Raw genomic sequence first — 21804 nt, 5'->3', positions numbered from 1 at the left:
ATCTCACGACTGATTTAGGATTGCTACAAAGATTAAAGAGGGAGTTAAGCAATTGATCAGGAGGGGCGACACCCCTTTATTAGATTTCTACAACAGGTAATCGGGGTTGGGAAGTTTTGAGTTTTGATGGAGGCTACAGGCAAAAGGGTGGATGGGTAGATGGGTGGATGAGAGGAGGTCAGGCTTCAGCCAAATGCTGCTGAACAATCGATGCTAGCCTTTCCGCCCAGTAGTTGACTAAATCTGAGGTAACAGCTTCCACCATCACCCGAATTACAGGTTCTGTACCAGAAGCACGTACCAGGATTCTTCCCTGATTACCCATCGCTGCCTCTGCCTGGGCGATCGCGTTCTGTAATGGCTCGCAATCCCTCCAGTTCAGCCGACGGGAACGGTCTTTAACTCGCACGTTTTTGAGTAACTGGGGATAGGTCTGAAAACTCTGGTCAATCAGCTCCGTCAAGGTTGCCCCTGATTGTTGAACCAGGGTTGCCAGGTGGAGGGCTGTCAACAGCCCATCACCACTCACACCATAGTGCCGACACAGGATATGTCCAGATTGCTCACCCCCCAGCATCGAACCGGAGCGGAGCATTTCTGCATGGACATATTGATCCCCAACGGCAGCACGAATCAGCCTACCACCCTGTTTTTCCCAGGCACGCTCAAAACCCAGATTGGACATAACCGTCGCTACAATCGTGTTTCCGGGCAATTGCTTTACCTGCTGAAGCGTTCTTCCCCACAGATAAAGAATGTAGTCTCCATCAACGGTGCGTCCCTGGGTATCAACGGCCAGGACTCTGTCTGCATCGCCATCAAAGGCAAAGCCGATGTTAGCCTGATGCTCTTTAACCGCCACTTTCAGGGGCTCCAGGTGGGTAGAGCCGCAATTGACATTGATGCGATCGCCATTGGGTTGATCGTGCAGACAGATCACCTCTGCTCCAAGGGCCTGAAATGCCTGAGGTGCAAGCCACACTGCGGCTCCCCAGGCCAGATCCAGCACCACACGCATTCCCTTCAGGGGAGCAGCATGAATTACCCCTTCTGGCAGCAGAGGTTGCTGAAGAGCGGTGAGGTAGGTTTGAGTGAGCTCAGGCCGGTAATGGTGATGCCCGCAACGCCCCAGTTCAATGGCACCAAGTTCTTTAGTACTCCCCCTGAGGGCGGCTTCGATTTTTTCTTGTAATGCCAGCGAGAGCTTACTACCTTCAGGGCCAAAAAACTTAATGCCATTGTCCTCTGGCGGATTATGGCTAGCGGAAATCATCACTCCGCCAATCGCTTCGGATTGGCTGGTTAGATGGGCTACACCTGGAGTGGGACACAACCCCAGATCCCATACTTCAAGTCCTGCTGCCGTCAGTCCAGCAGACAGTGCCATTGCCAGCATACTGCTAGAGTTTCGCGAGTCCTGCCCAATGATGATTGGCCCAGACGTGGCTGCATTCGCTTGCAACATATGCCCGGCCCAGAAACCGAGCTGCAATGCCAGGGGGGCAGTTAATAATTCTCCAGCCCGTCCCCGAATACCATCGGTACCGAACAGGCGGCTCTCTGGCAGATGGAGCCCACCCCACCCCGCACTGGCCACTGTCAGATCAATTCCAGATTCCCTGAAGACTCCAGGCGAAACTTGTTTTGAGGAAATGCCAGTTGCCCTGGCAGGAGGAGCCTGATTTTCATTAGATACAGAGCCTACACCAAGCTTTTCAGTCGAGGCAGGAGATAGAACCATAGTTAAACCCCACACAACACACTCAAAGTGGAGAATAGCACTTTCTTCAGTAAAGAAACTTAATTATTTGTGTGAGAGCGAGCCTTAATTTGCGTGAGAGCGAGCCTTAAGGAATTCCCTTTGTTCCAGGTAGACAGCAGAAGACTCCAGGGAAGATACAACCACTCTATAGACTGAAGCAAAACTTCGAATCAGACTGAAGCAAAACTCCGAATCCGAATCAGTCTAAAGAAGTAGGGCAACCTGATAGATCATCGCCAGCCTATATCAGAGACATCGCATCTGTGTTGTGCGATCGCTCTCCTTCAGAAAAGCTTCATCTTAGCCGCTTCCACTACAGAGCAGCGTTTTTCAAACCCCCGCCTCTACTAGAAGCGGCTGCACCGTTTCCCAGGTTAACCCCTGCTGAAGGTACTGGGGATTAGCGGGATCGTAGGGACCCAACAACCGATCAACCGTCAAAATCGTTGCATCATCAGGCAACACAGGCACATCTGGGTCAAAAGCTGTTGATCGCATCAATGAGCTCGAAAAACCCCTAAAAACAACAATTTGATCCGGCTCACCATTCACTTCAGCCGTTACTAATAGCACTTCCTGACGGCGTTTTTCTGTATATTTCTCCAACCTGGAGAGCTTATTCACGGGAGGAAACCGAAGACTGAATTTTGACTATCGACCATACCTTAATTACTGTCCAGTCGCCGATCTCCCCTGCTTGCCCAGCCGCACTAACACGAAATAGGTTAAATAAATGACATAAATCGCCAGTCCAACCAGTCCAACCCCGCCTAAAAACCAGGGTTTTGTGGTCGCATGGAACAATTCCCTGAATAACCAGGGAGCCTGCAACCATACATTGCAGAGAGGAGTTTTTAGCAAATCACTGTGGCCCACAAATGCACAGGATAGAACCGGAAGTTGTGCTAAAACCCCCAAAAAGCAATAAATAGATACAGCCCAGCGCCAGGAAGTAAACGTCAGTTTAAGGGGGCTGGGGGATTGCTCTGAAATTTCTTCGTTGAGGTCAACCCAAAACCAGAGGGAAATGGGAATCAGAATACGGGCAAGCCAACCAGAGATAAACCCCAGAGGCATAGCAGCAATCAGTAAATAAACGGTGATTGCCAGTAGACTAGAGACTCGCCAATAGATGATGAGCAATTTTTGGATAGCTTCTGCTTTACTGACAAATGCCCAGATGGACAGCACCAGTGGAAACAGAACAGTAAATACGATGGCCAGCCGATAGTCTGTCCAGACAAGAGGTTGTAACCAGGAGGGATTTGGCATGGGGAAGAAGAGTTGGCAATCACATAAAAACAAGTAGCTGGAATGCGACTAAGCATTCTAGCTACTCATGGGCTCAAAAAGTGTTAAGAATCACTACCTGACCAATGACTGTGCACTAATCGCCAGATAGCACCCAAATCATCATAATTTTTAAGTTGCTAATGGTGGCGGCAAGCGTCGCTCACATTACCCTGTCAGGTCTACCTAATCATCGTAGATCCGACATTCTGCGGCTTCGGGATTGTCGTCGCAGTATTGTTCGAGGGAATTTTTGGGTTTTGTCTGCCGCTGATGGGAAGCTTCAGCTTGCAGCTCTTCTACTGCATCCCATGCAGCTGCGCACTTAGGGGATTCACTACCATTCGCATCGCAGACAGCGCGGGCTTCTGCTAGCTCCTGTTCGATTTTGGCTTTGATGTCACTCATGGATTGCTATCTCAGTCACGCTTGTGGTTATGGGCAAACTTCATCAATGATATTGGGCTTTCCAGCAAGAACTCTGCCTTATGTAGCCATAGTTGCCAGCGTTAGAACAGGTGCAGAAGTTTTACCTCTGGTAGAGGTTGAAGCCCCACACACCCTCAAAATCTGTGTCCTAACTAATCTGGCGACAGTTGTAACTCGACTAGCGAGTCCTCACTTGTATATTAAGTATGCAGGAATAAGTCGCACTGGATGCGATTTTGCCTAATCTTTTAAGGATAATCCCACTCCGGCGAAGGGAGGGAATATCTCCCGAGGCATTATTCCTACATATATCTTAACGCGAACAATCGGTGAGTGGATCCGTACAAGTTGTGTCAAGCTCTGTTTATTCGGCTTAGACTGGTTTAACGATTGTCTAATAAAGGGATGTATTTCCGGTTATAGCCTGTTGGTAATCCTTCAAAGGGGGTCCTATTGATGGTAGAACCCATGACTACTTCAATGAAGTGGGTTAGCACTCTATCGACTCGCCCTTCGCTGGAAGCGGCGATCGCGGAGGTTGTGCAGCAGGCAAAGAAATCTTTACAAAGATCTCCTGACCTGGGGCTAGTCTTTATCTCTTCAGCATTTGCAAGTGAATATTCTCGCCTGATGCCTCTGTTGCAAGAACATCTACCTGGATTACCTCTCATCGGTTGTGGGGGAGGCGGCGTAATTGGGATGAATTCCTACGGAGAGACCCAGGAGGTTGAAGGGGAACCTGCCCTGACCCTGACTCTGGCAACGCTACCAGGAGTTGAGGTTCATCCTTTTCACCTTGCCGCAGAGGATTTGCCAGACATGGACAGCCCTCCCGATTCCTGGGTGGAAATGGTTGGAGCACCCGTCACCGAACAACCCCACTTTATTTTGTTAGCGGACCCATTTTCTTCAAAGATTAATGACCTGCTGCAAGGGTTGGATTTTGCCTATCCAGGAGCGGTGAAGGTGGGTGGGCTGGCCAGTGGCAGTGGAGGTGGAAATACGGGCTTGTTCTGCAATTACCGCCTCTATCGGGAAGGAACCGTTGGGGTTGCCCTGAGTGGAAACATTGTCCTGGAAACGATTGTGGCTCAGGGGTGTCGCCCAATTGGGCAACCCTATTGGGTAACCGAGGGTGAGCGAAACATTTTATTTGGGCTGGAGGAACAGGGGAATTCCAGTTCCACTCCTTACGGTGGAGGGCCATTGGTTTCCCAGAAACGCACGCCTCTGGAAGTTTTGCAGGAGTTGCTCCAGAACCTGAGCGATGAAGACCGGGCACTGGCCCAACATTCCCTGTTTGTTGGGGTAGCTCAGAATGAGTTTAAGCAAAACCTGGAGCAGGGGGATTTCCTAATCCGCCAGCTCCTGGGGGTAGATCCGCGGGTGGGGGCAATCGCGATTGGCGATCGCATCCGTCCTGGGCAGCGCATCCAGTTTCATCTACGAGATGCCCAAGCTTCCGCTGAAGACCTGGACACGCTACTAGTCAGATACCAACCACCAAAGGAAGTCGCTGGCGCCCTGATGTTCTCTTGCCTGGGACGAGGAGAAGGACTATACGGCGAACCCAATTTTGACTCCCGCCTGTTTCATCGGTACCATCCCAACACACCTCTCAGCGGGTTCTTTTGCAACGGCGAGATTGGCCCCGTTGGCGGCAGTACCTTCCTCCATGGCTACACATCTGTATTTGGAATCTGCCGCCAACCCTGATGGGTTTATCCCTGCCAGGTACCGACAAAAATACTCTTCACGGCAGTGGCAATGCGAGTCAGGTCTTCGTCTAGTAAAGGGGGCCAGGCAACTCCACGCTTGCGCCCAAGGTCAAACTGGTAGCGGCTCTCAGTTGATAGTAAATAGAGCGCACAGGCAAGTTCCCGGTCAAATTCCCTGGCATCTCGCAATGCTTCAAACACCACTTTCAACGCCAGCAAAATGGAAGTGATCTGACCAGGAATGGGGGGTTGCCCCTGAGTCAAATGAGTCAACAATGCGTCTGAATGCTCCTCGGTTGCCATTCCCTGGTTAACCAAAAGGCTACGGGCAGTCTCGTAATCCACAGGCAGACTCTCTGAATGGTTGACTCATGTATGTTACTCGCTCTAACGCGAAATGAAGTGTGCCCATACCTTTCCATCGGGTCCGGCAACGCGATCTATATAGGAGTAGGGGTAGATGAGCTTGCGACCTTCAGTATCCGTATAGCCAGTAAGGGCATCACCCCAGGGGTCGTTAACAATGTAGCCCTGGGGTGTGAAACCAATCAGACAAACGATATGTCCACTTGCAGTGAAATCACCTCCTAATATGACCGGACGGCGATTGATCAATTCCGACTTTACCTCTACCCACTGGCGCGTGGTGGAAAAACTAGTCTGAAATCCATAAGCCTTAATTAGTTGAGAAAGGATATTGTGGTCGGTCTGAGAACCCTCACCGGCTTTATTGATGCACCATTGCAAAAGTTCGTCTTCTAGCTGACCACCGTTCCTGGCGCGAACGCCATAGTAGTAGAAAGCCATGGCAATGGAGGTCACGTTGCAAGTTGACCAGGAATAGCGGGGATTATCGCGCTGGGAGAAGTAGGGCACGCTGAGTTCAACCTGGGGGGGCACCGGATTAAAGGGTCTACCCCCTCGCTTCATCAACACAAAGCTGGGAAACAGGAAGCCTGTATTGCCAAATCCGGGCAGTTCTTCGGTCAGGGCAACTTTAAGGTGACCTGCTTCTACCGTATAGCTGGAAACCCCATAAAACTTGTTGACTGGAAAATCGAATTTTTCTTCGGGTTTGAGTGCAGCGGAATCCACTGGACGTTTCTTAAAAAGAGTGGGCTTTATAGCGGCGACGGTGAGAGCATAGGGGTCGTAAATGACTGTGCTGTTGCCCTTTTTAATCTGGACGTGTTTCCAGTAAATGTAGCCGGTGGTTCCAAACCCCTGAATCGGTTGGGCAAGGGTAATTCGGTAGTGCCCTGCCACAGAGGCGTACCCCACAATTTGAAAGTTCTGTCCCTGAAGTAGCTCTGCTTTCTGCTTCACTGGGAGAGTTGCCGCATCGGCGGGCTTACTTTTGATGAAAGTGGTGGTGGTGACTAACAGTTGGGCATTGAGAGGAGTTGTGGGAACATCATCGATCGCAAAACGAAGAATTTCCTCGCCCTTACTGAGTTGAACATGGGGTTCATAAAAGTAACCAAAGTTGCCGACCGGGGCGATCGCTTGTGCCAACTCCACCTTCAAATGCCCGTCTACGTAACCATAGCGAGCTACTTGCAACATCGTTCCAGCCGCAACATTCACCTTTTGCTGGGCTTTGAGTTTACTGGAATCCGTTGGAGAGGTTTTGAATAAAGTGTCTTGCATTATCTTCAGGCTGAGCGATCGCCCCGTCGTCAGTGGATTGGTGCTGACATTGAGATAAATCACCTGGCTATTTACTGCCTTTCCGGCACTGTTCAGACCTCTTAGCCGCAGCCAGCGTGTACCGGGAGTTTGAAATCCACTGGCAAGATCAACCTGCCATGACTTTGCTGTAGGGTTCAGGCTAACGGTGAGGGGGTACTTATCTTCAGCAACCAGAGAAACCTTGGAAATCTGCTGAGGGTTGTAGTTACCCTTTAACACCACCGCTTTCTTTACTAACACCTCTCTGGGGCCAGAGTAGGAAAGCACTGAAGAGGATGCCGCAGGTGCTGTCAAAAGCGCAAAATCTTGAATTTGCGTGTCCAACTGCTGGGTTTCAGAAAACTGAGCTGTATCTGTCATGGTGAACTCCTGGATGCCTGGTAAACCCTGATGGGACTGACGGTTTCCACCAACATCAAACTGCCGGTAGCGAAAACTGAGCGTCTTACCTAGTCAGCCCATTCTGGTTACACTTGCATCAGGTATTCATCAAGAGTTATAGCAGTTTCCTCAATCAAGGCTACCGATCAAACCCCCACCGCCTACGGCACCTTCCCTTGGCAAGAGGATGATGGGAGGGGTCGAATGGGTAGCACTTAAAATGCGCCTGGCTACTGACTGGCCTTTTAGCGATCGCGGGTAGAAGCCTTATGCCAGTAGGATAGAGATTTTTAAGACAAAGGAGGACAAGTCAATGGATGATAATCCAAGCATTCTGTCCCATGTGTCAGTTGGGACTAACCAGTTTGAACGGGCAGTTGCTTTTTATGACGCTGTGCTGTCAACGCTAGGGTGCAAACGGATTATGGAGCATCCGGGTGCAGTAGCCTATGGTAAGCAGTATCCAGAGTTTTGGGTACAAACACCCATTAATGGCCAACCCGCAACGATCGGAAATGGAACCCATATTGGGTTTATTGCTCCTACTAAAGAAGCGGTGCATGCATTTTATGAAGCCTCATTAGCCGCAGGTGGAGTCGATGACGGGGCTCCAGGTCCCAGACCCGATTACGGCGAACCATACTATGGGTGTTTCGTTCGAGATCCAGACGGCCACAAGATCGAAGCGTCTTATTGGGATATGCAATTGATTCAGGAACTTTACATTGACCAGTGAGGATCACATTCCATATCCGATTTTTCAACTCAATGTCCTAACTCGATACCCTAACCCAATGTCAAACGAGTTAACGCCTTTTAACATCTATTCCACCTACGTCGTTTGTGACTCATTTGGTATTGCGACGCCGATCGCAGTTAGTGCCACCTTCTGGCAGGATCTCGAGCACCAGTTTGGTAATTTTTCGGGGAAGAGCTTAATTTCATGCTTTACCTTAGAGCGAGATTGGGATACCTGGGAGATGCATCCTGCAGGCGATGAGTTTGTCTGTCTCCTGTCAGGAGACGTTGAACTGATTTTGGAGCAGGAGAGTACTGTCAACACCATCCGACTCGATGAACCAGGTTCCTTTGCCCTGGTGCCACGGGGAACCTGGCATACTGCAAAGGCACGATCGCCCAGTTCAATGCTATTTGTCACTCCAGGGGGAGGAACTCAAAACAAGCCGGTATAGTAACAACTATTGGCTGCATCAGGCTGGGTGTCTTTACCATCCTGCTGTGGCGACTCATTTACCATCAAACAACCCATTCGTACGATGTCATTACAAATCAGGTTCAAGCCATTGGGTGCAGGCTTCCCAGGCATCAGGCGATCGCGTGAATAACACTGCAAGGGCAAATTGGGATCTCTACAATCGTGAATTAACAAATTGATAACCTCCGGCGTGCAGTTCTCTATTGCTCACCAGCTCTTAATCCTAACAATCATTCCCCCGAAATTTGGCAAAACACAGTTCTTTTGCGAGGGCCGTCTAATTCAAAAAACAGGATGGATTGGTAAGTTCCCAACCCCAGGCTGCCATCAACGATGGGGACTATCTCACTTGTCGTAAGCATCATCGCCATCAGATGGGAATGGGCATTCATGGGTTCATCGTCGGGAATGCCCACTCGCAGGTGGATATCGTTGTGCAGGTAGCGGTTTTCTTCTGGAGCAAGCTTTCTCAAAAAGACTTTGACATCTTCCAGAAGCCGCTCCTCGTACTCATTAATTGTCAGCGCGGTCGTAGTGTGCCGTGAAAAAATGAGAACCTGTCCATTTTGAATGGATGTCGCAGCAAGCAGGTCTTTGATTTGAGATGTGATGTTGTAAATACCAATTCCGGTATCCGTTTCAACTTCAATAATTTGATTGACGATTGGCATTGCTTTTTCTGCTAACTAGCTTCACCCAATTGATTATAAGAAGAGGGAATGGCAGCTTCGCCCCCAGGCAGGGGTTCCACCCCCTCCACCCCCGAATCTATCGTCAATTTAGTTTTGTCCAGTTACTTAGCGGTGATTCTGGACTTCATTTTCCTTCAGAACAGCTTTTAGAGAGCATCCCAGAACCCGATGAAGTGGGAGAATGACTCTGTAAGGATCTCAATTTCCTTGAAATCCTCCCATTCACTGACCTGGTACCTCTCCTATGCTAATTTCCCAACTCTTTGACCTTGCCAACCTGTTCGTTCTGCCTTTTTGGGCACTGATGATCTTTCTGCCCAACTGGAAAATTACTCAGCGCGTCATGGAATCTCTTGTTCCGTTTGTAGTGCTGGCCGGACTTTACCTCTACCTGCTTTCAGGCACCATTACAGCGGAGGCGGCTCAGGCCCTGGCCAATCCTAAACTGGCAGACATCGCCCGCTTCTTTGGCGATGAGCGGGCGGCTGCCACTGGATGGACCCATTTTCTGGTAATGGATCTATTCGTGGGTCGGTGGATTTATTGGGAAGGGCAACGTACAGGAGTATGGACAGTTCATTCGATCGCCCTTAGTTTGTTCGCTGGACCGTTAGGATTGCTTTCCCATATTGTGACCCGTTGGATCAGCCAAAAATTTTTGAGCCAAAAGCCAGAAGCCGGGAGCCAGAAATCAGAAGTCAGGAGTCAGGAGCCAGAAGGGGAAGGGAGTGGATGAGTAGATGGGTGGATGGGTGGTCATCCAATTGGGGGAAGCAGGGACCTGAACAAACCGCCAAGCTGGTAATAAGAACAGTAGGTCGATAGCCGAGCGATCGCCATGCAATTTTTTATATCCAGGATTTTTTATATCCAGGAAAGTACCATTGGTGGCGTGTCAGATTAATGTTCTATGGAATTGAACTCAGACGTTTCTCGACATTCCATTCTGACTGCTGGCGTGATTGCTCTGGTTTGTTTTTTGTCTGCCAGGATTGCGGATGATTTGTTGGATTTTGGAGCAGCCGCATCTCCAGTGTGGCCCCCGGCGGGAGTTGCGTTAGCGGCACTGTTGCTATTTGGGCGCAGGCAATGGGTTGGGGTGGCACTGGGGATGCTGCTGTTTGATCTATCGTTGCAGGTGCCCTGGGTATCGGCGGGGTTTATGGCAGCCGGGCAAACGCTGGGAGCGATCGCAGCAGATGAACTACTCCGCCGCATAAGATTCCACCCATCTTTCATCAGCTTGCAAGATGTGTTGGGTTTCATTGCCTTTGCGGTTGTCCTTTCTCCCGTAGTCAATGCCACCATCAGCACACTTAATGCTTGCCTGGTAGGAATAACTCCCTGGCAGAACTTTGGGCTCCACTGGGGAACGATCTGGTTGGGAGACGGGATCGGAATTCTGGTCGTTACGCCCCTCCTGTTAACCTGGCTTGCTAAAGCTTACCCAGAACAGTGGTCGTGGCGATCGCTGCTAACCCAATGGCAGCAAAATCTCAGATTTCGGCAGCGGGCGATCGAGGGCTTGATCTGGACAGTTTCACTCCTCGTCATCAGTTGGGCGGTGTTTCAATCACCGTCTGATACCAGAATTGCCCATTACCCACTGGAGTATTTACCCTTCCCCCTCATCATCTGGGCTGCTCTACGGCTGGGGCAACGGGGTGCTGTGCTGGGGAGTTCAATTATCTCCAGTGACGCAATTTTAGGAACCGTGCGGGGTAACGGTCCTTTTATAACCGAGACCAACGGTCATGTCTGGGAAGCTATTTTTCTGCTACAGGCATTTGTGGGCATCATCATGGCAACATCCCTGGTTCTCGCAACGGTTGTGACTGAGCGGCAGCAGGTGGAGGAGCGGTTGCGCGCCAATGAGGAGCACCTGCGGGGCATGTTTGAGGGATCGACGATCGGGATCGGGCTTGATGACCTGGATGGGCGAGTTGTCAAAAGCAACCCAGCTCTCCAGCGCATGCTGGGCTATAGCGGAGAAGAGTTGAGCCGCATGAACTTTGCTGATTTCACCCATCCAGATGACCTATCTGCCGATATTGAGCTGTTCCAGGAAATGATTGCCGGACAGCGCAATGCTTACCAGTTGGAAAAGCGCCATATCCGTAAGGATGGGGAAACGATTTGGGTCCGCTTGACCAACTCTCTCGTGCGGGATGAGGCAGGCAATCCCAGGTTCACCATCGGCATGGTTGAAGACATTAGCGAATTAAAACGAGCCGAGGAAAGCATTCACCTCTATGCCAACATTGTCCAGAATATGCAGATTGGGCTGATCGTCTGGCATCTGCAAGACCTGCACGACGTGCGCAGCTTCCGGTTAGTGGATATTAACCCGGCTGCCCGCCAGATCCTGCAAATCACAGCCTGTCCACGAGACTTGATTGGGCAACGCATGGAAGAGGTGTTTCCCAGTTTGATGGAAAGTGCTTTTCCAGGCATCTATGCCAGTGTAATTCGCTCTGGCAAGGTGCGGGATTTGGGAGAAATCCGTTATGGTGACGAGGTTGTGCCTGAGGGCATTTACGCAACTAAAGCATTTCCCTTACCTAATCAATGTTTGGGATTAATGTTTGAAGATATTACCGATCGCAAACAGGCAGAGGATGCTTTGCAGCAGAGTGAAGCCCGATTCCGGGTCATTGCCGAAACCGCCGCCTGCGCCGTTTTGGTTTACCAGGGCACCCGCCTGCGCTATGCAAACCCAGCAACTGAACGAATTACCGGCTACAGTGGCGATGAACTCCTATCAATCGACTTTTGGAATCTAGCTCACCCGGAGTTTCGGGAATTGGTGCAACAAAGAGGGCTGGCCCGGCAGCGGGGGGAATCCACTCCTTCCCGCTATGAGATTAAGCTTTTGACCAAATCGGGCCAGGAACGCTGGGTAGATTTCACGGCTGGCGTGGTTATGTATGAGGGCAAACCAGCTGGAATTGCAACGGCCTATGACATTACTGATCGCAAACAAGCTGAGGAAAAACTCCTCTGGGCCGCGAACCGGGAACGATTGCTGGCAGAAATGGCATCCCGCATTCGGAGTTCTTTAAAGCTAGAAGAGATCCTGCAAACGACCGTCGATGAAGTTCGGAGATTTTTGAAAGCGGACCGGGTTTTCATCAGCTATTTTGATGAGGCGGGCGGTTGCCAGGCGGTATCGGAATCAGTTGATCCGCAGTGGGGTTCAATCCTGGGTTGGGAAGTGACTGATGAGAAGGTATTGGAGTTCAAAACTCGAATTCAGTCCAGCCGGATTCGGGTGGTGAATGACACAAGTGCGATCGAGGAAGCTCCCTTCCTGCGCGAGTGTTACCAGCGGGGTAAAGTTCGGGCTCTGGTCAGCGTCTCTCTCATGTTAAAAGACCGCATGTTCGGAGTGTTGATTGCCAATCAGTGTTCTGGACCGCGAGAGTGGCAATCGTTTGAAATTGAATTGTTGGAACAATTGGCAACAGGCGTTGAGATTGCCATTCAACAGGGGCAGTACTATCGTCAGGTGCAAACACTAGCTGCCAGCCTGGAACGCCAGGTGGAGGAGCGGACTGCCGAATTGCAACAACGGATGCAGGAGTTGCAAAACCTGAACCAGGTCAAGGATTTGCTGCTGCATGCCGTTTCCCATGACTTGCGTACTCCCGTTCAGGGGATGTTGATGGTTCTGAATCGCCTGCGTGGAAAGTGTTGTGATTGCGAAACCGTTTCAGTTTCTCGTTTCATGCTGGATTGCATGATTCAGAGCAGCGAAGATCAACTGCGGCTGCTCAATGTTCTGCGTGACGACCAGTCTACCGATGAGCCTAAACTTCACCTGGAGCGTCAACCCATCCGGTTCAGTCAAGTGCTGCGGGCGGCACTCATTACGGTTGAACCTCTGCTAAACCAGAGCAAGGCCGTGCTGACCAATCAGATTACCGATGAACTGCCAACCGTTTTTGCAGATCCCAACCAACTTCGGCAGGTGCTAGAAAGTCTGTTGTGTAATGCGGTGAAACATAATCTGCCCGGTGTGGCGATCGCCCTGCGTGCGGCAGTCATTGACCCGGATTCACCCTCACCCGTTCCTCTGCCAGCCTGCGATTCAAAATCCAAAATTCTTTACATTACCGTTGAGGATGCGGGCGTCGGCATGAGCCGGGAACAGTGCGATCGCCTCTTCAAACCCTACGTTCGCAGTCTGGATAACCCCAACCGTACCGGAATTGGCTCCAGTCTGTACCGCTGCCGCCAGATCATCACTGCTCATGGGGGGCAAATTGATGTCATCAGCCAGCCCGGAAAAGGGTCAAAGTTCTGGTTTACCCTACCGTTGGTCTAAATTAGACCATAGACCTTTTTCCGCACACCTGGAATAGCTCATGACCCAAACGCTTTCAATCAACAATAGCCAGCGGCTCCAACTCGCTCCCCTTAACGTTCCTAATCGGCTTCTGCTGGGGCCTGGGCCCTCCAACGCCCACCCCGCCATCCTCCAGGCAATGGATACTCCCCCAGTGGGTCACCTCGATCCCGCTTTCCTGGCTCTGATGGATGAGATTCAATCCCTACTTCGTTATGTCTGGCAAACCGAAAACCCGATGACGATCGCCGTCAGCGGCACTGGTTCGGCTGCGATGGAAGCCGCGATCGCCAACGCTGTCGAGCCAGGAGATATTGTTCTCATCGGTGTCATGGGCTACTTTGGCAATCGCCTGGTGGATATGGCCGGACGCTATGGTGCCGACGTGCGCACCATCACTAAACCCTGGGGCCAGGTCTTTTCCCTGGAAGAACTGCGAACCGCCCTGGAAACCCATCGGCCTGCAATTCTGGCTTTGGTTCATGCCGAAACCTCAACCGGAGCCCGGCAACCCTTGGAAGGAGTCGGTGAGCTGTGCCGGGAATTTGGCTGTTTGCTGTTGATTGATACCGTCACGAGTCTGGGTGGCGTTCCCCTCTTTCTAGACGCCTGGGGGGTTGACCTGGCCTATAGCTGTAGCCAAAAAGGATTGGGTTGCCCGCCCGGTGCTTCCCCCTTCACTATGAGCCCACGGGCAATGGAAAAACTTCAGAAACGCCCCTCAAAGGTTTCCAACTGGTACCTCGATATGGTTCTGCTGGGCAAATACTGGGGAGCTGAAAGAGTTTACCATCACACTGCTCCGATCAATCTCTACTACGCTCTGCGCGAGGCCCTGCGCCTGATTGCAGAAGAAGGACTGGAGAACTGCTGGCAGCGACATCAAAAGAATGCAGAATACCTCTGGCAACGCCTGGAAGAGATTGGACTCACGCTCCACGTTGAACGCGAATTTCGCCTGCCCACTTTAACCACGGTTCGTATTCCAGAGGAGGTGGATGGCAAAGCGATCGCCCGTAAGCTGCTGACCGAATACAACATTGAAGTAGGTGGTGGCCTGGGTGAACTCGCCGGAAAAGTCTGGCGGGTGGGCTTAATGGGTTACAACAGCCGTCCAGAAAATGTAGACAGGTTAGTAGAAACGTTGAAAGAGGTGTTGCAACGGTAGGCGACAGAAGTGGATGGTTGGGGAGTGATGGAGTAACGGTGTGATGGGTTAGGGGTTAGAGGAGTTTTGAGTTCTCACCTTATCCCCTCACCCCGTCGCCTGTTGCCTGCTGCCTACTTACGGACATCCCAGCGAGTCCCTGGTATCAACCCCAGTTTTGGGATTGACACCGCTGGCTGTTTTACACAGTTCCAATATCTGCACTTTGTCCAGGGTGGCATTGCTAAAGTCCGTTCCAGTCACCGTAGCTCCCTTAAAATCGGACTTCAAGAGCATGGCTGAATCAAAAATGGCACCGCTTAAGTCGGCGTCTGAGAAATTGGTGATGTAGGCAATGCCATCACTGAAGTCCACATTTTGCAGATTTGCGTGGGTTAGATTAGCACCATTAAATACCGCGCCGCGCAGGTTTGCACCGCTGAAATTGGCGTTGGTCAGTTCCGCATTGCCAAATTCTGCCCGGATCAAGCTCTGTCCAGCAAAATCTTTGCCGGTGACTTGCACATCATCATAGGCGCGGATCAGGGAAGAACTGGCCGCGAAGGCGGGAAGAGAAAAATGACTGGTTAGCAGGAATAAGGTGGTGAAGAATACAAATAAGGACTGAAGTACGCGCATGTTCTACTGAAGTTTAACGATCTGCTGTCATTAAAATTAACATTTGCTGACAGGGAATTTTTATCGCCTGGATCACCATGCCCCCATTCCGTGTTCTGATTACTCGCCGACTGCCAATTGAGTTGGACGAACTTGAAGCGATCGCCTCTGTTGAAGTGTGGCAGGAACGGCAACCACCCCCCTACGAGTGGCTGTTAGAAAAAGTTAAAACCATAGACGGTCTGTTGTGTTTGCTCACGGATCCCATCAATCGCCCCCTAATTGAAGCAGGAACTTCCCTTAAGGTCATCAGTCAGATGGCTGTAGGCTGCGACAATATCGACATTCCAGCCGCCACCGTCCGGAAAATCCCTGTAGGGCATACCCCTGGCGTGTTAACCGATGCCACGGCTGACCTGACCTGGGCCCTGGTGATGGCGGCAGCACGGCGGGTGGTGGAGGGCGATCGCTTTACCCGCTCTGGACAATGGAAAACTTGGGAGCCTGACCTGCTGCTGGGACCAAATGTATCGGGTGCCACTTTGGGAATCGTTGGCATGGGGCGTATTGGTCAGGCTGTAGCGCAGCGGGCAAAAGGGTTTGACATGCGCATTCTGTATCACAGCCGTACTCGCTGCCATCTGGAACTGGAGCAGTCTTTAGGCGTGGAGTGTGTATCCTTTGATCGCCTCCTGCAAGAATCCGATTTCATCACCATCCATACTCCCCTGTCTGAGGACACGCATCATTTGTTCGGTGATGCCCAATTTGAGCAGATGAAATCCTCAGCAATTCTGATCAACACCGCCCGCGGCCCCATTATCGACCCGGATGCACTCTATCGGGCTCTGAGCCAGGGTGAAATTGCTGGTGCTGCCCTGGATGTGACCGAACCAGAACCTATCCCTATGGACAGCCCCCTGTTAACCCTGGATAACCTGATCATCACTCCCCATATCGGCAGTGCCAGTGTGCAAACACGGCGAAAGATGGCAAAAATGGCGATCGCAAATCTGACTGCTGGATTGAATGGCCGTTTCCTTCCCCACTGCATCAATCTGGAAGTTTATAGCGCTCATTAGAACAGGCAGGTCAGAGCAACCAAGAGAGAGGCTAGAATCATGTCTGATTCAATCTATTCGATACGGCTATGGTTGGTTCAGTGGAGCGTATAGAACAGGATCTTGCAGCAATACAGGGGGCGATCGCATCCCTTGCCGGTGAATTTTACAACGCCTACACCGATTACCTGAACCTGTTAGGGAAAACGGTTCGCCAGCAGTTGATCCTTGCCAGCTACCACGTCTGTACCCAGGGCTATCCCGAACGCTTCCTCAGCCTCTCCTACAATCAGCGGTACGAGTTGCAACAAACTCTGCGGCGTTTGGCCTATCAAACTCAGGAAGAACTGTTAGCCCAGCTACATCCCATCGTTGTACCTGCCGACATTAAAGCTTCCGCTTTACCGGATTCCCTTCCTTTGTCAGAGGCATCGGTCAATCACGGGATCGCAGTTCCTGAATCGGCACCTCCAAAAGCACAAAAGCCTCCACTGACTCCTATGCATCTGGTGCAGTGGCAACAAGACCTGGAGCAGGCGATCACCCAGGAACTGCAAACGGCTTCCCATGCGGCTAATCGCTTGCTACAGCAGGCCAATGTTCTGCCGCCAAAGTTGCCAGAACCCATTTTGGAGGCAGCTGCCAAAGCGGATGCAGCTGAAATGGGTGGACGGACTCCCAACTTGATGAACTTGTTAATTGAAACAACTCGGGATGATTCTGGCAGCAAGGAAGGGGCTGAGGAATCCCGCGGGCAGGTGGTGATGCATATTGTTGCGATTCATCTGCGCCTGACAGAACTTGAATTTTCAGAGCCTGCTCTCAACGCTGCCCGCACCCGCATTCGTAGCCTTCAGGCCCAACTCAAAACCCTGGGGCGAGACTATCAGAAAAAACAACGAGAACGAGCGATCGCTGAAGCCCAGCTCGCCTGGCGTGCCAGTTGGATCGAAGAATAGGTCAAGGTGATGAACGATTCCCAATCAGAGCCCAACTCCGATCTGGACTCTGCACCCACTTCTCCCCCGGCCTCCCCCCGGTCTTCCCCCGATTGGATTCGCCTGCAAAAAGCCCTCTCTTTCGAGGCAGAACACGGCTTCAATGACATTGAAGGGAAACAGCACCGTTTCAGCGAATTCCTCAGCCTTGCCCTCAGCCAACCACCCGCTGAACTGGCCAAAACCGACCAGCATCACTGGCAGGAACTCGGTACCCAATTCACCACCTACTCAGAACTCACCTTTGCCCAGCGACAACACCTGGTCGCAGATACCCGTCGGTTTCTGTATCAAATGCGGAAGGTCTGTGAGCAGAAGGGAGGAGGGGAAGAGGAAGAAGCTAGGAGCCAGGAGCCAGGAACCAGGAACCAGGAGCCAGGAGCCAGGGAGCGGCGATTGGGGAAAACTTCAAACTCCAAACTCCAAACTTCCTTCCCTTCTCCCGCTCACTCTTCATCCATTTCCCTGGATCAATCCCTCACCTATCTGCCCAAGGTGGGACCTAAAAGTGCAGAGAAGCTGGCAAAGTTGGGGCTTTACACGGTGCGGGGATTTGCTCTTTTATTATCCCCGTGACCACATTGACTATGCCCGCCAGGTGGATATTCGTAGTCTGGTGGAGGGAGAAACCGTTACCCTGATTGCAAAAGTTAAGCGCTGCACCTGCTTTACCAGTCCTCGTAACCCTAAACTGACCATTCTGGAACTGGTGGTCAGGGATTACAGCGGACAAATTAAGCTGAGCCGCTTTTATGCTGGAAGCCGCTACAGCAACCGGGCCTGGCAAGAACAGCAAAAACGACTCTATCTGCCGGGGGCGACGATCGCCGCTTCTGGTCTGGTCAAGCGCAGTAAGTATGGGGTTACGCTGGAAGACCCGGAAATTGAAGTGTTGCAGCACGAAGAGGATTCCATCGACTCCCTTAAAGTAGGGCGGGTTGTGCCTGTCTATCCCTTAACGGAGGGGGGTTCCTGCCGATCTGGTGAGGCGGGCGGTGATTTCAGCGTTGCCAGCAGTGCAGCAGATTCGCGAAGCCCTGCCCGACGGTTTGCGGGAACAATACGGACTGGTGGGAATTCGGGATGCAATCGCCCATATCCACTTTCCGCCCCATTCCGAAGCGCTTGAAGCCGCCCGTCATCGCCTGGTTTTTGACGAATTCTTTTACCTGCAACTGGGCTTGCTCAAACGCCGCAAAGCACAACAGCAAATTCAGGCAAGTGCAGTTCTGGCTCCCACCGGGAAACTGATTGACCAGTTCTATGCCATCCTGCCCTTCCAACTCACCCAGGCTCAACAGCGGGTCATTAATGATATTTTGAATGATTTGCAACAGCCAACCCCTATGAATCGCCTGGTGCAGGGAGATGTGGGTTCTGGGAAAACGGTTGTTGCTGTCGTTGCCTGTCTGGCTGCGATTCAGTCTGGTTACCAAACGGCAATTATGGCTCCCACGGAGGTTTTGGCAGAGCAGCACTACCGCAAAATGGTGCAGTGGTTTAACCTGCTGCACTTGCCTATAGAGTTGCTAACAGGTTCGACCAGAGCAGCTAAACGACGGGAAATCCATGCCCAGCTTGAAACTGGAGAACTGCCGCTGCTGGTAGGTACCCATGCCCTGATTCAGGATACAGTCAACTTCCAGCAGTTAGGACTGGTAGTGATTGACGAACAACATCGCTTTGGTGTCCAGCAGCGGGCACGATTGCAGCAGAAAGGGCAAAATCCCCACGTTTTAACCATGACCGCAACGCCCATTCCCCGCACCCTTGCGCTCACCCTCCATGGTGATCTGGATGTGAGTCAGATTGACGAATTGCCCCCTGGACGTAAACCAATTCAAACCACTGTACTTGCCGGGCGGGAGCGAATGCAGGCCTATGACCTGATCCGGCGCGAAATTGCCCAGGGACGACAGGCTTATGTAGTGTTGCCACTGGTGGAAGAGTCTGAAAAGCTGGACTTGAAATCGGCAATTGAAGAGTATCAAGAGCTTCAGGAGCGCGTGTTTCCTGAATTTCAGGTCGGTTTACTGCACGGGCGCATGACCTCTGCTGAAAAGGATGATGCCATTAACCGCTTCCGCGCCAACGAAACCCAGATTTTAGTCTCGACAACGGTGGTAGAGGTGGGGGTGGATGTCCCCAATGCTACCGTGATGCTGATTGAGCACGCTGAACGATTTGGCCTTTCCCAGTTACACCAGCTTCGGGGTCGGGTTGGGCGCGGAGGTTCCCAATCTTTTTGTCTGTTGATGAGCAGTTCTAAAACAGAAACCGCCCGTCAGCGACTCAAAGTATTGGAACAGTCTCAGGACGGATTCTTTATTGCAGAAATGGATATGCGCTTCCGGGGGCCGGGTGAGGTGTTGGGCACCCGCCAATCGGGCTTACCCGATTTTGCCCTGGCGAGTCTGGTGGAAGACCAGGAAGTGTTGGAACTGGCACGCCAGGCGGCTGAAAGAGCGATCGCCAGGGATGAAACTTTAAGCCGCTGGCCCCTGATGAAAGAGGAGTTAGAATACCGCTACCGCAGACTCATGGGCGGCACGATTTTGACTTAAATTGGTAGCGTCACCCCAAAGCAGGTGGACTCATTGCCACTTTCTACCCAAACATCGCCTCCAAGCTGTAGTGCCAGCTTTTTGACCAGTGCCAAACCTAATCCAGTGCCTGTTAAATTCCAGGGGTTGGGGCGATCAATGCGGTAAAAGGGTTGAAAGATTCGCTCTTTTTCTTCGGGTGGAATAGTCACGCCGGTATTAGTGACGGTGATTTGCAGGCGTGAAAGGGTGGAAAGATAGGGTGACAGTGGGACGCTATCCTGAATTTGCGATCGCCCCCCTTCCCCATCTATTTCCACAATACCCACCTCAACAGTTATCACTTCCCCTGAGGGAGTGTATTTCAGGGCATTGCTGAGTAGTTCAGTAATGAGTCGCTCTAAGCTTGCAGGGCGAGTGGTAATTGGTGGCAGATTGAGGGCAATTTGACAGGTCAGGGTTTGCCCCTGCTCAGTTGCCTGGGAGGTAAAGCGGTTGACAATTTCGGGCAACCATTGCTGAAGTTCCAGTGAAACCAGAGATAGGGCTTCGGTTGAGCTTTCTACCGTTTGCAAGTCTAGAAGATCAGTGATCAGGTTAAACTCTTGCCGCCACTCTTCATACAAGATCTGGAGGTATTGCTCCATGCGCTGCCAGAGGAACTGATTATCTTGCTCAGTTTTTGAATCGTCTTCAGCTTTTTTTAACACACTAACGATACGCCGCAGCATCTCTACGGCCATACGCATATTGGTCAGGGGAGTCCGCAATTCATGGGAAATCGAATTCACAAAGTCTTCTTTAAGCCGATTTAACAGTTCCATTTCCTGTCTCAGGCGAGTTTCATCATACACAAATTGAGTTTGAGACTGGATTGGAGCCAATGAGTCTCTTTCCTGGGTTTGTTCTTGAGCGCTTTCTTCCTTTTCAGTCTCAGTAGGGGTGGGAGTGCGATCGCTCACCTCTTGAAACAACATCACACCTCCAATCACTTCCCCTTCACTGGTTCTGATGGGAGCAGCACTGTCACCAACGGGTCTTTCTGTACCATCCCGCATCAGCAATAGCGATCGCTCCACCAGTCGGATCCGGCTGCCCAGTTGCATGGCTTTTAGCAGAGGATTTTCCAACCGTTCTCGAGTTTCTTGGTGAATCAAATTCACCACATTTGTCACGGGCTGTCCGATCGCCTCCTGCTGCTGCCAGCCAGTGAGCGCTTCAGCGATTGGATTGATAAAAGTAATCGTGCCACTGAGATCGGTTACGATCGCCCCATCCCCAAGGCTGCTTAGAGTCGTTGCCAGTAACTTTTCATTTGCCCGCCAGCCACGTTCTTGCTCATGCCGATACAGCGCAATTTCTACCGTGGTTTGAAGATCTTGCTCCCGTAGAGGCTTGACCAAATACCCAAATGGACAGGAAAGCTTCGCCCGCTGGACAGTCGTGGGATCTGTGTAGGCAGTGAGGTAGATTATGGGAATATCAAACCGACGATAAATTTCTTCCGCTGCAGTAACTCCATCCATACTACCCTTGAGGCAGATATCCATTAAAACAAGCTCAGGCTGTTCTTTTTCAGCAATTTCGATTGCTTCTGCACCGTAAGCGGAAATAGCCACGACTTTATGATCCAGATTTTCCAATGTTTCCTGAATATGCCAGGCAACTACCTGGTTATCTTCAACAATCAGTATGCGTGCCATGATCAGTATCTTGCTCCTTCTGAGCCGCAGCATAGATGACTGGGTTTAGCACTACTCCTAATCCAACGTATGAACCTATCAAACGTATGAACATTTGAGGTTTAAAGTGCTGCTCAGAAGGAGATCTCCTTTAATATTTCTTTAATAGTTAAAAATTTTTTATAAATTTCTCTAGCTAGAGAAATTTATAAAAAATTTAGCAGAAA

18 protein-coding genes and 1 pseudogene are annotated in these 21804 nt (G+C 51.2%); 9 read left to right on the top strand and 10 right to left on the bottom strand.

The features are described from left to right. Positions 1–178: 178 nt before the first annotated feature. The 4 genes from glmM to P4D80_RS05240 all read right to left on the bottom strand — a co-directional run bounded on the left by glmM (position 179) and on the right by P4D80_RS05240 (position 3460). A complete protein-coding gene (gene glmM, locus P4D80_RS05255) occupies positions 179–1741 on the bottom strand; it encodes a phosphoglucosamine mutase (RefSeq protein WP_421657865.1) in 1563 nt (520 codons plus the stop codon). Positions 1742–2092: 351 nt separating this feature from the next. Next, positions 2093–2386 carry a hypothetical protein gene (locus P4D80_RS05250; protein ID WP_421657863.1) on the bottom strand — a complete coding sequence of 98 codons (294 nt, stop codon included), beginning with the start codon at positions 2384–2386 and terminating at the stop codon, positions 2093–2095. A 45-nt stretch (positions 2387–2431) separates the two neighbouring features. Further along, the gene (locus P4D80_RS05245; RefSeq protein ID WP_421657862.1) at positions 2432–3034 is read right to left on the bottom strand and encodes a DUF3177 family protein; all 603 of its coding nucleotides are present in this window, start codon (positions 3032–3034) and stop codon (positions 2432–2434) included. Positions 3035–3238: 204 nt separating this feature from the next. After that, complete coding sequence (locus P4D80_RS05240; protein ID WP_421657861.1) at positions 3239–3460, bottom strand: Calvin cycle protein CP12; 222 nt, start codon at positions 3458–3460, stop codon at positions 3239–3241. A 489-nt stretch (positions 3461–3949) separates the two neighbouring features. On the opposite strand from P4D80_RS05240, the gene P4D80_RS05235 reads away from it, so the two are divergent. Continuing rightward, positions 3950–5197 carry an FIST signal transduction protein gene (locus tag P4D80_RS05235; RefSeq protein ID WP_421657859.1) on the top strand — a complete coding sequence of 416 codons (1248 nt, stop codon included), beginning with the start codon at positions 3950–3952 and terminating at the stop codon, positions 5195–5197. Positions 5198–5202: 5 nt separating this feature from the next. Here P4D80_RS05235 and P4D80_RS05230 read toward each other — a convergent pair whose 3' ends face one another. Further along, positions 5203–5544: a Dethiobiotin synthetase gene (locus P4D80_RS05230; RefSeq protein ID WP_421657858.1), complete on the bottom strand. Its 342-nt coding sequence runs from the start codon at positions 5542–5544 to the stop codon at positions 5203–5205. A 42-nt stretch (positions 5545–5586) separates the two neighbouring features. Beyond that, positions 5587–7251 (bottom strand): C39 family peptidase, encoded by a 1665-nt coding sequence (locus P4D80_RS05225; RefSeq protein ID WP_421657857.1) that lies wholly within the window; start codon positions 7249–7251, stop codon positions 5587–5589. 334 nt (positions 7252–7585) lie between these two features. On the opposite strand from P4D80_RS05225, the gene P4D80_RS05220 reads away from it, so the two are divergent. After that, entirely contained in the window at positions 7586–8008 is a 423-nt protein-coding gene (locus tag P4D80_RS05220; RefSeq protein ID WP_421657856.1) for a VOC family protein, read from the top strand. 58 nt (positions 8009–8066) lie between these two features. After that, positions 8067–8465 carry a cupin domain-containing protein gene (locus tag P4D80_RS05215; RefSeq protein WP_421657855.1) on the top strand — a complete coding sequence of 133 codons (399 nt, stop codon included), beginning with the start codon at positions 8067–8069 and terminating at the stop codon, positions 8463–8465. Here the strand turns inward: P4D80_RS05215 and P4D80_RS05210 are convergent. Next, positions 8447–8626, bottom strand: a complete 180-nt coding sequence (locus P4D80_RS05210) for a hypothetical protein (protein ID WP_421657854.1) — start codon at positions 8624–8626, stop codon at positions 8447–8449. The two genes, P4D80_RS05215 and P4D80_RS05210, sit on opposite strands and share 19 nt — an antisense overlap. A 92-nt stretch (positions 8627–8718) precedes the next feature. After that, positions 8719–9159 carry a secondary thiamine-phosphate synthase enzyme YjbQ gene (locus P4D80_RS05205; protein WP_421657853.1) on the bottom strand — a complete coding sequence of 147 codons (441 nt, stop codon included), beginning with the start codon at positions 9157–9159 and terminating at the stop codon, positions 8719–8721. Between the two features lie 265 nt (positions 9160–9424). Here P4D80_RS05205 and P4D80_RS05200 point away from each other — a divergent pair, with 265 nt between their 5' ends. The 3 genes from P4D80_RS05200 (at position 9425) to P4D80_RS05190 (ending at position 14696) form a co-directional block, all read left to right on the top strand. Further along, positions 9425–9916, top strand: coding sequence for an ABA4-like family protein (locus P4D80_RS05200; protein WP_421657852.1), 492 nt, complete (start codon positions 9425–9427; stop codon positions 9914–9916). Between the two features lie 174 nt (positions 9917–10090). Next, the gene (locus P4D80_RS05195; protein WP_421657850.1) at positions 10091–13507 is read left to right on the top strand and encodes a PAS domain S-box protein; all 3417 of its coding nucleotides are present in this window, start codon (positions 10091–10093) and stop codon (positions 13505–13507) included. A gap of 40 nt (positions 13508–13547) precedes the next feature. Then, positions 13548–14696, top strand: a complete 1149-nt coding sequence (locus P4D80_RS05190; protein ID WP_421657849.1) for an alanine--glyoxylate aminotransferase family protein — start codon at positions 13548–13550, stop codon at positions 14694–14696. 117 nt (positions 14697–14813) lie between these two features. On the opposite strand, the gene P4D80_RS05185 is transcribed toward P4D80_RS05190, so the two are convergent. Next, positions 14814–15314, bottom strand: coding sequence for a pentapeptide repeat-containing protein (locus tag P4D80_RS05185; RefSeq protein ID WP_421657848.1), 501 nt, complete (start codon positions 15312–15314; stop codon positions 14814–14816). Positions 15315–15391: 77 nt separating this feature from the next. Here P4D80_RS05185 and P4D80_RS05180 point away from each other — a divergent pair, with 77 nt between their 5' ends. The 3 genes and pseudogenes from P4D80_RS05180 (at position 15392) to recG (ending at position 19916) form a co-directional block, all read left to right on the top strand. Beyond that, positions 15392–16375 (top strand): 2-hydroxyacid dehydrogenase, encoded by a 984-nt coding sequence (locus P4D80_RS05180; RefSeq protein ID WP_421657846.1) that lies wholly within the window; start codon positions 15392–15394, stop codon positions 16373–16375. Between the two features lie 68 nt (positions 16376–16443). Continuing rightward, positions 16444–17313 carry a hypothetical protein gene (locus P4D80_RS05175; protein WP_421657845.1) on the top strand — a complete coding sequence of 290 codons (870 nt, stop codon included), beginning with the start codon at positions 16444–16446 and terminating at the stop codon, positions 17311–17313. A 42-nt stretch (positions 17314–17355) separates the two neighbouring features. Then, positions 17356–19916, top strand: a pseudogene (gene recG / locus P4D80_RS05170) (ATP-dependent DNA helicase RecG). On the opposite strand, the gene P4D80_RS05165 reads toward recG, so the two are convergent. After that, the gene (locus P4D80_RS05165; RefSeq protein ID WP_421657843.1) at positions 19913–21598 is read right to left on the bottom strand and encodes an ATP-binding protein; all 1686 of its coding nucleotides are present in this window, start codon (positions 21596–21598) and stop codon (positions 19913–19915) included. The pseudogene recG and the gene P4D80_RS05165 sit on opposite strands and share 4 nt — an antisense overlap. Positions 21599–21804 lie beyond the last annotated feature (206 nt).

It is taken from the genome of Leptothermofonsia sp. ETS-13 (assembly GCF_049200465.1).
Classification (GTDB): Bacteria; Cyanobacteriota; Cyanobacteriia; order Leptolyngbyales; family Leptolyngbyaceae; genus Leptothermofonsia.
The sequence above is the reverse complement of the archived record's forward strand: the minus strand, read 5'-3'. Positions and strand labels throughout refer to the sequence as shown.